The following is a 12,698-nucleotide window of genomic DNA, read 5'->3' as shown; positions in this document are numbered from 1 at the left end:
GTCAGCTTTTAGAACAGCTATATCCTATCGGTTTGTCCGTTGGCTTCAGGAGAATACTGACGTATTTGCCTTACACCTAGCCCATTTAGGGCTTGTTTGGGCTTGAACAAAGTTCAAGTCCCGTTAGCTCGTTGCACGGCTTCATAAAGGCTGAGGCGATTGTCCCGTGTTGCAGCAATCAGACCTTTGAACAAAGCAATTTGTGGAGCTGACTTGAATAGTAGTGAGTAGGGCTGGTCTTCCTTACGCATCTGGGGAATTTGGCTACTCTCTGTCAATATGTTTGCACAAACATACTTAGCTTATCAATGAAAATGAATGATGTTTTTGCAAACACCAGCCAATTAAGCCCGTATAAATGCAGAAGGCACGGTCATGCCGTGCCCCTCACGCTATTTGTGAAGTAGCGCTCTACTCAATCCCTTCAATCCGATCCTCGACCTCCTGATACAATTCGCGCAGCATTTGTAAGTTGCTTTCGCTGGTTTCCCAGTAACCGCGACCATTTACTTCGAGTAAAGTGGCGACAACTTTGCGGAAAGAGTGAGGATTGAGATTCATTAACCGCTGACGCATTTCTTCATCTTGGATAAACGTGGTATTTGTATCCTCGTAAATCCAGTTATCGACAGCACCAGCAGTTGCAGACCAACCCATCGTATTTACTAGCCGCTTCGAGAGTTCGCGGACGCCTTCGTAACCGTGGCTTAGCATTCCCTCGTACCACTTGGGATTAAGTAGTTTGGTACGGGCATCTAGGCGGACGGTTTCGGAAAGGGTGCGGACTTGGGCGTTGGCGGTGGTGGTATCGGCAATGTAGGATGTTGGCGTTTTGCCATCGCCGCGCAGACTGGCGACAACCTTGGTGGGGTCAGAGTCGAAGTAGTGCGAAACATCGGTGAGGCTAATCTCGGAAGAGTCGAGATTTTGAAACGTCACCTCAGCGGTTTTGAGGGCTGTTTCAAAAATTTGACGCGACTGTTCCATTGTGCCTGGACTATCAGAGGTGAAGGCGAAGGATTTGCGGCTGAGGTACATATCTTGTAATTCAGATTCGCTTTCCCAGGTGCTGTTTTCGACTGCCAGGTTGATATTAGAAGAATAAGAACCAGAAGCATTGGAGAAAACGCGAGTCGCTGCTTGGCGCAGGTTGATGCCCATTTCCTCCGCCTGTTGTAAGGCGTGTTTGCGGACGAAGTTCATCGATAGGGGTTCGTCGGCTTCTGCTGCCATTTTCACAGCTTGGTCGAGTAGGTTCATCTGGTTAATGAACAAGTCGCGGAAGACACCAGAACAGTTGATGACCACATCAATGCGGGGACGTCCGAGTTCAGCAAGCGGAATCAGTTCCAGTTTATTGACTCGTCCCAAAGCATCTGGCACAGGTTTAACGCCCACCATCCACATAATTTGAGCGAGGGATTCGCCGTAGGTTTTGATGTTGTCGGTTCCCCAGAGGACGCAGGCGATGGTGTCGGGATAGTTACCCGTTTCCGCCCGTTGCCGTTCTAGGAGTCGGTCTACAACGATTTTGGCAGATTTGACTGCGGCTGCGGTGGGGATGGACTGGGGATCGAGGGCGTGGATGTTTTTGCCTGTAGGTAGGACATCCGGGTTGCGGATGGGATCGCCACCGGGACCGGGGATGATGTATTCGCCTTCTAAACCTTTGAGTAAGGCACCGAGTTCGTTATCGGCACAAACTTGCTGGAGACAGAATTCCAGATACTCGAATAGGGGTTTAATCTGTTGAGTATCAACTTGGGAATAACCGGCTTCATGCATTGCCTCAATCCAAGGTTCCTTCTTGCCCATGTTGAAGAAATTGAGCTTAGAAACGAGGGAAACGCGACCATCGGCGTCAGTTTGTTCTTTGACGAGGGCGGAAACAGCGGCACGAGTGGCAAGGGTGATCTCTTGCAATAGCTGAACATCTTCTAAGATGCCTTTGTCGTTGTTCTTGTAGATGTCGTCAATATTTCGTCCGATACTGTTGGCGATGATGCGGGGAAGACTGAGAATTTCTTCTTCGTTTCGGTCGAGACTGGCGATATTGACCAGGGTAGCGATCGCTTCTTCTGCACTTGGCGGTTTCCCAACGACGTGCAAGCCACAAGGTAATAGCCGCGACTCAATTTCCATCAGTCTCCGGTACACCAAACCGACGAGGGTATCCCGTTCCTCGCTTGTCATCTCCTTGGCGTCTTTCTCTGGCAAGGCGATATCTTTATCCAGATTCACCATACGGCTCTTATCCACGATCGTGTTAACAATCTGGATGCCTCGCCCCGTATCTTTTAGGGTTTGGTAAGAACCGATTAATTCGCTCAATTCTTGCAAACCCTTGTAAAGTCCAGCATTTTCAGCCGGGGGAGTTAAGTAGGAGATGGTTTCGGCGTAGCTGCGACGTTTGGCAATGGTGGCTTCGCTGGGGTTATTCGCCGCGTAGTAGTAGAGATTGGGAATGTTGCCAATCAAGTTATCGGGGTAACATTCGTTAGACATCCCCATCTGCTTTCCTGGCATGAATTCCAGCGATCCATGCGTGCCGAAGTGCAGCACGGCGTCGGCTTTCCAAATTCGCTCTAGATAGGTGTAATAAGCGGCAAAGCCGTGGTGGGGACTGGCAGAACGGGAGAACAGCAACCGCATCGGATCGCCTTCGTAGCCAAAGGTTGGCTGGACGCCAATAAAGACGTTGCCGAAGTGTTTGCCGTAGATTAATAAATTCTGCCCGTCGCTGTTGAGATGTCCGGGTGGTTTGCCCCAGTTTTCTTCTAGCCGTTGAGAGTAAGGAGTTAAGTCTTCATACTCCGGCGTTGACATCCGATAGGCGATATTCAGTTCCGGAGTGCTGTACTGTGCTTGGGCATCGTGGATGACTTCTTGCATCAACGCCATCGCTGACTCTGGCAGTTCTGGGAGGTCGTAACCGTTCTGCTTGAGGGCTTTCATCACCTCGTAGATGGAACCAAATACATCCAGATAAGCAGCAGTCCCGACGTTGCCTTTGTCCGGGGGGAAGCTGAAGACGGTGATAGCAACTTTCTTTTGGAGTTTTGGCTTGCGGCGCAGGTTTGCCCATTTTAAGGCGCGTTGAGCGATCGCTTCTATTCGATCTTGGAGGGCGATCGCTTTCCCGGTGGCTCCATCCCTTCCCGAAAGGATAATTGGCTCGATTGCTCCATCCAGTTCGGGAATGGCAATTTGCAACGCCACTTGTATCGGATGCAGCCCCAAGTCGCTATTTTCCCACTCTTCTGTTGTTTGGAATACCAGCGGCAATGCCACCATGTAGGGGCGATTGAGGCGTTTGAGAGTGTCAATTGCCTTTGGATGATCTTGTCTAGCGGGACCACCGACGAGGGCAAATCCGGTCAGGGATACTACCGTGTCTACTATCGTCTGGTTTCCTTGAAGGAAGAAAGCATCAACTGGCTTAGAGAAATCTAAACCGGAAGCAAAGACAGGAATTACCCGTGCGCCCATTGCTTCTAGTTCCTGCACCATTGCCACATAATGGGCATCGTCGCCGGTGACGAGGTGAGTGCGTTGCAGCACTAAACCTACACAGGGAGCAAGGGGATCTTTGAGATCGGCAGAAATATCGTTGCGGCTGTTGTACCAGTTGAAATATTCCTTGACATCCTCAAACATCTGCGGTGCCAAGGGGTGCCAGATCCCCATATCAACATAGGTGACAGGGTCTTTGTATTGGAAAGACGAGCCACGGCGCGTCTCTACACCCTTGAGGACGTATCTATCCGCCAGCATCAGCAGGAAGTTCTCCAGGTTTTCTGAGGAACCGCCTAGCCAATATTGGAAGCTGAGCATGAAGTTCCGAGCATCCTGCGCTTTGTCCATTGGCAGGTATTTCAGAACTTTGGGCAAAGTTTGCAGTAGCTTCAGCATCCCATCTTGGAAGGAAGATCCGGATTTTTCTTTGCGCTTCCGCATGAATTGGGCGATCGCACTCTTAGATTGCCCCAGCTGCGCCATTGAGAAGCTGCCCATTTTGTTCAGGCGCATCACTTGTGGCATCGACGGGAAGACGACGGCAACATCAAGGTTGTCGCGGTGGGGTTCTACTGCTGCAACGACTTTATCCGCTAAGTCTTCAATAAAGATTAGGGAAGCGATAAAGACATTGGCACGCGCAACTTCTCGCTTAAAACCGTCGTAGTTCTCAGGGTCGCGCAGTTCTTCAAGCAGATAACCGCTAATTTCAATGGCTAAGTCGGGATGGTTCTCGTTAATTGAGCGAACCGCTCCTGAGAGGGCACTCTGGTACTGTGGCTCTAGCACGACATAGACCACCTTGAGTAGCGATCGCCCCCGCAGGTTTTCTGGGGCAATGTGGCGAATGGTGGACTTGACGTGAGTGAACATTCGCGTAGGCTCCAAATGATAACGTGTTCTCTTATTTAGGAAGGCAGAATTAAAGATACAGAAGTCTGAGGCGATCGCTCATCTTTCTGAATTCTGGGTTCTGATGATTGATTGGCTTATCAAGTGTTTTTACCAAAAAATGCTTACCCAGTGCGGGGTTTGGGCATTATCTGACACAATTCGATAAAAACTTTGAAACAATTTTTTATATATATTGACAAATTCCGAAGTGCATACTCATTTTTTTGCAAATAAGTATTAAGTTTTGGGACGGGAAATGCCAACTTTGGACATCTTGATTCTTTCAAATGGCCCTGGGGAGTTAGCGACTTGGGTGCGACCTGTGGTAAAGGCTTTGCGGGAACAACTAGGGGATGACCGTTCCGCAGTGCGGATCTCGGTAGTTTTGTCCCCTTGTCCTAACGCCAGTGGTAAAGAAGCGGCAATTGCCCAATCTTACCCGGAAGTAGACCGCGTACAGGGGGCAGGGAATTTCTGGGAGTTCTTGCTGTGGGGAAAGACCGCAGAAAACTGGGATTGGCGCGATCGCGGTGTAGTCGTGTTTCTGGGTGGCGATCAAATTTTTCCCGTCCTCATTGGCAGACGCTTGGGTTATCGCACGGTTGTCTATGCCGAGTGGGACGCCCGTTGGCACAGTTTGATTGACCGATTTGGCGTCATGAAACCGGAACTCGTCGCCCGCATTCCCCAGAAATATGCCCACAAGTTCGCTGTCGTCGGGGATTTGATGGCAGAAGCGCAACAAGAGTGGGAGAGTGGGGAAGTGGGAGAGGGGGAGAGCCGGAGATTTCATCCTTCACTCAGCACTCAGTACTCAGCACTCAGCACTCAACTGATTGGAATACTACCTGGGTCGAAACCAGCAAAACTTGCTCAAGGGGTGCCGTTGTGTTTAGCGATCGCAGAATGCATCCATGCTGCCCGTCCCCAAACCCGCTTTGCAATTCCCGTCGCGCCTACTTTGGATCTAAAAACTTTAGCTCGATTTGCCGATCCCAAGCAAAATCCAGTGATTGAATTAGTCAAAGGCGCTTGGGCAGAACTAATGATTCCCGATCCGCCAGAACTTCCGTATCTCAAAACAGCGGCGGGACTGCGAGTGGAACTATGGACGCGATCGCCAGCTTATGACTTATTATCCCAGTGTTCTCTATGTTTTACGACGGTGGGAGCCAATACCGCTGAACTCGCTGCCTTAGCAGTTCCGATGATTGTCTTATTGCCGACTCAACAACTGGATGCCATGCGAAGCTGGGATGGGTTGCCTGGATTACTTGCAAATTTGCCAGTCTTCGGTTCTAGTTTTGCCAAAGCGATCAACTGGATAATCATGCAAAAAGTCATGCAACAAGGGCGTTTATATGCTTGGCCCAATATTTGGGCGAAAACGCAGGTAGTTCCAGAATTAGTCGGTAAACTACAAGCGGCAGATGTTGCAGAATTGGCTTTAGATTACTTAAATCATCCTGAAAAATTGCAGGAAATGCGCGATCGCCTCCGCAGCATTCGAGGTGAAACGGGTGCTGCCCAAAAACTGGCAAAGTTAGTCTGCGAGGAGTTAGAAATACAAAATGCTTAATTTTTAAGCGCTACGACGCCCCAGTTCGTAGATCCCGCAACCGACACAAGCAAGCATTCCCATACTGATTGCCCAGCTGCGTCCTAAGCCAAGTTCTACCCCATAATTGCAAATACCGCCAATTAGGAAAAAAGGCACAATGCTGAAAATAGAAGCATAAAAGGCGTTTTGAGCTTCTCTACCCTGGCGGGTTCTTTCAAACTCTTCTTGTGAAGTGTAGAGCGATCGCTCAGCGAAGTTAAACCAGCGATTAATTTGTTCTATGACCCATTCGCTGACCGGAGAGCAACCGAGATATAAAGCTAGCGACCATAGACTAGCACCCGCGATCGCTGTCGCATCCAGCTCGAATCTAAACGGTACAATTTCAATCAGCATGGGTTTTACAACACTATAGTAGTCACTCTTCAGGGATTTTAACAAAAGTCAAGAATCCGTGAATATAGGTTGTTCCTCACTGCCTAAAAAAGTTGTGAAGTGCCGACAATTTCCACCCTGAGACAGACCCCAGCTAAAGGCTTGACTGCCAAACTTGACACGGCAGCAATCTGAAGTACAATTTTTCGGTTAATTGGCTGCGTGGGTAATCACCACATTTCTCGGTTATCGATCTCAATTTGGGCAAACGAAGAGTAAAGCAATGCAGCAAGGGTCTATACCTCCAAACCTTCAAAACCGCTTTCTCCATCCAAGACGATTTCTATTTTTATTAGGGCTGACTTTAGCCTGGTTGATGCCAGTAGTAGAATTACAGCCATCAGTTGAGGCATTGGAAGTTAGAGCAAACGCAGCATCAACTGGCAACAGCTGGCAAGGGGCATCTTTCCCAGTCGAAAATTTTCAAGGCTATACTTCTGCATTTGGCTACCGACGCTCTCCCTCTGGTTCTGCGGGTTTGGAATTCCATCGGGGTTTAGATATCGCTGCACCGGAAGGAAGTTACATTCGTAACTGGTGGGGAGGGAAAGTCGTGAAAGTCTCACAAGATAGACTTTGCGGCACCTCAATTACAATCGAGTCCGGCGCGTGGCGGCACGTCTACTGTCACATGAAAGGGGGCGTAGAATCAGCCAACGGCGGACGTTATTTCATCGATCGCAGCGGCGGTATCGTGGTTTGGGAAGGGCAACAAGTGGCAGCAGGTGCCCGAATTGGTCGGGTAGGAATGACTGGGCGTACTACTGGCCCTCATCTCCACTGGGGATTAAAGTATGCCAATAATTATGTAGATCCGGGTCAGGTTCTCAAAGCGATGTATGCTCAACAACCCAGTAATGTTCAGCAAGTTGGGCGTTGGCCTCAACCTTATAGAAGTCAGACATCGTGGGGGAATCAGGGGCGACGAACGATCGATTATTGAGCGGCGACTGGCAACATTGTCTTAGGCTAAATAAGCGTTACCCAACAAACTGCACCAGTGCTGGGTAAAGTTGCCTCAAAGGGAGTCTTCACATCCAAGATTTGGATAGTCTTTCAGGATTAGCAGGTTCAAACCTTAGCAATAAAAGAACCCGTTTTCTTGAAGAAAACGGGTTTTTTCAGAGAAGTGTACTGTCTAAAGAACAAGCACTTTTAATTAAGGAAGTGCTACCTCTTTCTTGGGCACTTGGGCGCGTTCAGCTACAATTTGACGAAAGCGATCGCCCTCAATCGTTTCTTGGTCTAACAGAAGATCCACCAGATGGTCTACCAAGACTCGGTTTTCCAGAATCAGCCGACAAGCTTCGCTGTAGCAATGTTCAACAATTGTTCTGACTTGGGTATCAATGCGGGTGGCAATTTCTTCGGAATATTCGCTGCGGCTCATCCAATCGCGTCCTAAGAATACTTCCCCATTCGGGGTTTCCAGCGACAGCGGTCCCAAATCGGACATTCCAAACCTCGTGACCATCTGCCGCGCCAGCGATGTCACCTTCTCCAAGTCATTCCAGGCACCCGTCGTTACTTCGGCGTCGCCAAAAATGACTTCTTCAGCCGCACGTCCGCCCAAGATTCCAGTAATTCGAGCCAGCAGCTGCGATCGCGAAAACAAGCCCTGCTCTTCACCCGGAGTATACCAGGTCAGCCCCCGCGCTTGACCCCGTGGCACCAGGGTAACTTTCTGCACCGAGTCGTGACCGGGTAACAGGGTGCCGATCACGGCATGACCGATTTCGTGATAGGCAATTAATCGCTTGTTCTTGCTATCTACTAGCGGCGTGCCTTCCATACCAGCCACCACCCGATCTACAGCATCGTTAATTTCTAACTCTGTAACCGCCTCTTTGCGCCGTCTGGCGGTCAAGATGGCAGCTTCGTTGAGCAGGTTCGCTAAGTCAGCACCCGTAAAGCCTGGGGTGCGTCGAGCGATGTTTTCCAGCGAGACTTCGGGAGCGATTTTTTTATTCCGCGCATGAACTTCCAGAACTGCCAGACGCCCTTTAAGATCCGGTGCATCCACCATCACCTGTCGGTCAAAGCGTCCCGGACGCAACAGCGCCGAATCCAGAACATCGGGACGGTTAGTAGCGGCAATGATAATAATCCCAGTATTGCCTTCAAACCCGTCCATTTCTGTCAGCAACTGGTTGAGGGTTTGTTCCCTCTCGTCGTTTCCACCGCCAATCCCTGCGCCGCGTTGCCGTCCGACGGCGTCGATTTCATCGATGAAGATCAGACAAGGAGCGTTTTCTTTGGCTTTTTTGAACAAGTCGCGGACGCGGGATGCACCGACGCCGACAAACATTTCCACGAATTCCGATCCAGAAATGCTGAAAAATGGTACTCCAGCTTCCCCAGCGATCGCTTTGGCGAGTAATGTTTTCCCAGTTCCGGGAGGACCGACTAACAGCACGCCTTTGGGAATTTTTGCGCCCACGGCGGTGAATTTCTCTGGGAGTTTGAGGAAGGTGACGACTTCTTCGAGTTCTTCTTTGGCTTCTTCGATGCCTGCTACGTCGTCAAATTTGACGCCGGTTTTGGCTTCCATCTGAAATCTGGCTTTTGATTTCCCGAAGTTCATGGCTTGCCCAGAAGCATTGCTAGAACGACGGAAAATAAACATTAATACTCCCAGTAAGAAGAAGAGTAATAGTAAGTTTGCCGCTACCCCCACCGCTGCGGTGTTATCTGTCGAAGGTTGTACATCGAGTTCGACATTTTTGCTGCGGAGTTGTTCAATCAATTCTGGATTTTGCTCTAGCAGCATCACCTCTTGCGGCGGATCGGTTGGCTTTTGCCCCGCCAATCTAACCTTAGCCATCCGGGTGGCTGGGTCAATTTCCACCTTGGTGACTTGGTTCGCCTCAAGTTTCCGCAACAGCTCGCCATAGGTGAGGGTGTTCTGCTCTGCCTTAGCGAGGGCAGGAGGACTCAGCAGCATCCCCTGGAAAATCATCAAACTGGCGGCGATCTGCCAGAAGCGTCGTGGCGCTGGTTTAGCGGAATTTTCCTTAGACCTTTTTGCCGGTCGATCCCCTATCCATGCTTCGATCCCAGAATTTTTTTTCATACAATTGCCCTTTCCCTGCTGCTGTGACTCAACCCCTAGGTTGCTGGATTTCCAGAGGAATCTGCCTAAATCAGGAGTTGAGCAGACCTTTCCATCCTCTAGTTTAACTGTCTCGATTCCAGCCTTGCCGAGAATCGGTTTGCTGGTTTTGTCTGCCTTGTTGACGAAGTTGGGTGAAACTTGTTATCTTGAACGTATTCATAACGAGTACGCTTTACTAACTAATAAGTTTTTCTACTTATGTATCGATGACTGATTGCCTGAAGTTAACTATTTTTGCGCTTACTCAAGCTTGTTTTCATCTTCATAGAGGCTTATTTATATGGTCAAAATTGTGGGAATTGGCGGAAGTTTACGGGCTGGATCTCAAAGTCAGCTCGCTCTAAATTTGGCAGCTTTGCGAGTGCGATCGCTAGGCGCTGAGGTAGAAGTTCTTGATTTGCGGCAAATGCATCTGCCTTTTTGCAACGGAGAAAAGGAATATCCAGACTTTCCGGATGTTGCAAAGATGCAAAAAATAGTCGCTGAGGCAGATGGCTTAATTTTGGCAACCCCTGAGTATCATGGTAGTGTCAGCGGTGTGCTAAAAAATGCCCTAGACTTGATGAGTTTTGACCAGCTAAGCGATAAAGTTACTGGTTTAATTAGTGTCTTAGGAGGTCAGTCTAATAGTAACGCTCTCAACGATCTGCGGGTGATTATGCGCTGGGTTCATGCTTGGGTAATTCCGGAACAAATTGCCATTGGACAAGCTTGGAAAGCTTTTAAACCTGATGGGAACTTGCTGGATGATAAACTCTCCGATCGCTTCAATGAATTTGCTGAAAGTTTAGTAGAAAATACCCAGAAATTGAGAAAGGTTGCCTAGTTGTTTGCTTGAATTGGAGAAATTTTAACGCAAAGGTACGCCAAGGAAATCGCAGAGTAACGCGAAGGAAAATTCTTCCCTTCGTGTACCGAGAGCATTAACCTCTGCGTACCTTTGGGTTAAAAAATATCCCCTCAATGGTGGTGATGATGATGACCGTGGTCGTGGTGGTCGTGGGTATGAGCTTGCATCGCCGCCATCTGAGGATTAACGGCAAAAGCTTGTTCTGATAATAAAGCTTCAATTTGAGGATGCGCCCATTCTGCTGCCATCTTTAAAAATTCCGGATGGTCGTTGACGCACGCCATTTGCACGTAAGTTACTTCAGGATGCCGATGTCGTAAGCTATGCAGGATGTGGTCTACATCCAGCAGAGTTTCGTGATTCTCGGTAGCAAAGCCAATTGGCATGAAAACGACGGAGGTAGCACCAAGCAGAATTAGATTTTCAGCAGCTTGCGTGGCATTGGGTTGAGTCCATTCAATCAGAGGAGTGTCATGGTTGAGCCAACCTACTGAAATTAGCGGATATTTATTAATCAGCTTTTCTCTAATTCTTTCGTAGAGTGCTTCACTTTCAGTAATGCCAGAGGTAAATCCTTTGGCTTTGTGAGGACAACCGTGGTTCATCAACACGATGGCAGTTTGGGAGGGTAAGTGCGCTACTGCTAAATCGCGGGTAATTTTCTCTTCTACCAGACGCGCTAGCAATTCGATGTAGGCGGGTTCGTTGTAGAAGGAGGGAATATAGCGCTGTCCCTTAATCCAGTGTTCGCTACCGTCAGATAGGTTGGCAAGGGCTTTATTCACCTGCTCGACGGCAATACCGCTGGTGAAGATAGAATCTACCACTAAGAGCGGGTAGATTAGCAGTTTATCGAATCCCTGTTCTTTGATTTCGGCGAGAACTTGTTCGGGAAGGAAGGGGGCGCAAAAGTTAAAGGCTTTGAAAACTTTAACGCGATCGCCCCATTTTTCTTGTAGATTTTGTTCTATCCCCGCCCGTTGCTGTTCAAAAATTGCGTTGTGGGGGGAAATAAAATGATCGTGCTGGTGGTTCCACTCGTGCAGGTCAAAGATTGCCAAAATCTTTGCTAGTGGTGGATATATCCAGGTGGGTACCGGCGCAAACTTAGCGGTGAGTAGATTTAAAGCTTGTTCGTTGTAGTTGGCAAAGTCGTCATAGCTTTCTACTTCGCCATAGCCCATCAGCAATACGGCTACGCGGTCGTTACCAGTGGCTGAATCGTTAATTTGTTGAAGTTTTTCTGGGGTGGCTACCAAGTCGCGTTCCTCAGCTTGAATGGTGTCTACATTAGAGTGGAAACTGGGGCGATCGCGTTGTCGTACAGCTTCAATCCCCTCAAAGCACCACTCCTTTTTAGAGTAACATCCCCTAGGGGGGGATTAAAGTAAAAAATTTAGCAGTTAGATAATATTGCAGCGAGTTTTTAGGGGCAATTCATCCACCAAATGATTGATAGATTCAGGAGCTAGTGATGGGGCGAAGAGCTGCATTTAGCAGCATACGCTAAGGCGAAGAGCTGCGTCTAGCAGCATACGCTAACGCGATCGCGTCCTTGAGCCTTCGCCTCGTAAAGTGCTGTCGGCTTCTAAGTTAATTTTTTGTTGAATGCGATCGCTCTCCAGTGCTTCTAGTTCTTGCCAGAGACACCGCTGTTAAAAGCTCTTTCTTAGAATTTTTATATCTTAAGAGCGATGTTTTATCTGTTAAGTCTTTTAATAATCCATCTGATGCTCGTCATCATTTGCCCCTAACTCCTAGAAATGATCAGCGTCATTATTTGCCCAGGTATCCACGATCCAGCGCTAACGCAGAGCTTTTTGGAAGAGTTGCACCCAAAAAAGATAGAGAATCTGTTGATTTTTCCGGTTCAACAATTTCCCGCTTACTCAGCGCTTGACATTTACAATTATTTATGCAAGCAAGTCGGTTCGCCCAGTCCGCAAGCGTCACCAGTAATCTTTATTAGCTTCAGTGCGGGTGTTGTGGGTGCAATTGGAGCGGCTTGGCTGTGGCAACTATCGGGAGGAACCGTCAAAGCTTTAATTGCTCTAGATGGTTGGGGTATGCCTTTGTCTGGTAATTTTCCCATCCACCGACTCAGCCACGATTACTTTACACACTGGAGTTCGGCGGTACTGGGAAGTGGCGAAGATAGTTTCTATGCCGATCCGTCAGTAGAGCATTTAGAATTATGGCGATCGCCCCAAGCTGCAAAAGGTTGGTGGGTAAGTTCAGCAGAAGGAAAAGCGGAAACGCGAACCTACACCACAGCGGCTCAGTTTTTAACCAGCCTGTTGCAGCGTTATGGTAATGGATAGTCGATT

9 protein-coding genes are annotated in these 12,698 nt (G+C 48.7%); 4 read left to right on the top strand and 5 right to left on the bottom strand.

Annotated features, from left to right (window positions below; genetic code table 11):
• Nucleotides 1-113: 113 nt before the first annotated feature.
• Nucleotides 114-278 (bottom strand): hypothetical protein, encoded by a 165-nt coding sequence (locus tag AC2VDX_RS04760; protein WP_378175834.1) that lies wholly within the window; start codon nt 276-278, stop codon nt 114-116.
• Nucleotides 279-411: 133 nt separating this feature from the next.
• Nucleotides 412-4,389 carry a magnesium chelatase subunit H gene (locus tag AC2VDX_RS04755; RefSeq protein WP_378175831.1) on the bottom strand — a complete coding sequence of 1,326 codons (3,978 nt, stop codon included), beginning with the start codon at nt 4,387-4,389 and terminating at the stop codon, nt 412-414.
• A gap of 277 nt (nt 4,390-4,666) precedes the next feature.
• Here AC2VDX_RS04755 and AC2VDX_RS04750 point away from each other — a divergent pair, with 277 nt between their 5' ends.
• Nucleotides 4,667-5,989 (top strand): glycosyltransferase family protein, encoded by a 1,323-nt coding sequence (locus AC2VDX_RS04750; RefSeq protein ID WP_378175828.1) that lies wholly within the window; start codon nt 4,667-4,669, stop codon nt 5,987-5,989.
• Nucleotides 5,990-5,992: 3 nt separating this feature from the next.
• Here the strand turns inward: AC2VDX_RS04750 and AC2VDX_RS04745 are convergent, their stop codons facing one another.
• Nucleotides 5,993-6,367: a hypothetical protein gene (locus AC2VDX_RS04745; protein WP_378175825.1), complete on the bottom strand. Its 375-nt coding sequence runs from the start codon at nt 6,365-6,367 to the stop codon at nt 5,993-5,995.
• A 262-nt stretch (nt 6,368-6,629) separates the two neighbouring features.
• On the opposite strand from AC2VDX_RS04745, the gene AC2VDX_RS04740 reads away from it, so the two are divergent.
• Nucleotides 6,630-7,349: a M23 family metallopeptidase gene (locus AC2VDX_RS04740; protein ID WP_378175823.1), complete on the top strand. Its 720-nt coding sequence runs from the start codon at nt 6,630-6,632 to the stop codon at nt 7,347-7,349.
• A 216-nt stretch (nt 7,350-7,565) separates the two neighbouring features.
• Here the strand turns inward: AC2VDX_RS04740 and ftsH are convergent, their stop codons facing one another.
• Nucleotides 7,566-9,479, bottom strand: a complete 1,914-nt coding sequence (ftsH, locus tag AC2VDX_RS04735; protein WP_378175820.1) for an ATP-dependent zinc metalloprotease FtsH — start codon at nt 9,477-9,479, stop codon at nt 7,566-7,568.
• Nucleotides 9,480-9,801: 322 nt separating this feature from the next.
• Between ftsH and AC2VDX_RS04730 the strand changes: the two genes are divergently transcribed.
• Nucleotides 9,802-10,347: an NADPH-dependent FMN reductase gene (locus AC2VDX_RS04730; protein ID WP_378175817.1), complete on the top strand. Its 546-nt coding sequence runs from the start codon at nt 9,802-9,804 to the stop codon at nt 10,345-10,347.
• 134 nt (nt 10,348-10,481) lie between these two features.
• Here the strand turns inward: AC2VDX_RS04730 and AC2VDX_RS04725 are convergent, their stop codons facing one another.
• A complete protein-coding gene (locus AC2VDX_RS04725) occupies nt 10,482-11,630 on the bottom strand; it encodes a ferrochelatase (RefSeq protein ID WP_378175814.1) in 1,149 nt (382 codons plus the stop codon).
• A 507-nt stretch (nt 11,631-12,137) separates the two neighbouring features.
• On the opposite strand from AC2VDX_RS04725, the gene AC2VDX_RS04720 reads away from it, so the two are divergent.
• Nucleotides 12,138-12,692, top strand: a complete 555-nt coding sequence (locus AC2VDX_RS04720) for a hypothetical protein (protein ID WP_378175845.1) — start codon at nt 12,138-12,140, stop codon at nt 12,690-12,692.
• Nucleotides 12,693-12,698 lie beyond the last annotated feature (6 nt).

Source organism: Coleofasciculus sp. H7-1, assembly GCF_057473865.1.
The sequence above is the reverse complement of the archived record's forward strand: the minus strand, read 5'-3'. Positions and strand labels throughout refer to the sequence as shown.

Coding starts and splice junctions, on each gene's coding strand:
- AC2VDX_RS04755 (WP_378175831.1), bottom strand. CDS start 4,389: ATGTTCACTCACGTCAAGTCCACCATTCGCCACATTGCCCCAGAAAAC.
- AC2VDX_RS04750 (WP_378175828.1), top strand. CDS start 4,667: ATGCCAACTTTGGACATCTTGATTCTTTCAAATGGCCCTGGGGAGTTA.
- AC2VDX_RS04745 (WP_378175825.1), bottom strand. CDS start 6,367: ATGCTGATTGAAATTGTACCGTTTAGATTCGAGCTGGATGCGACAGCG.
- AC2VDX_RS04740 (WP_378175823.1), top strand. CDS start 6,630: ATGCAGCAAGGGTCTATACCTCCAAACCTTCAAAACCGCTTTCTCCAT.
- ftsH (WP_378175820.1), bottom strand. CDS start 9,479: ATGAAAAAAAATTCTGGGATCGAAGCATGGATAGGGGATCGACCGGCA.
- AC2VDX_RS04730 (WP_378175817.1), top strand. CDS start 9,802: ATGGTCAAAATTGTGGGAATTGGCGGAAGTTTACGGGCTGGATCTCAA.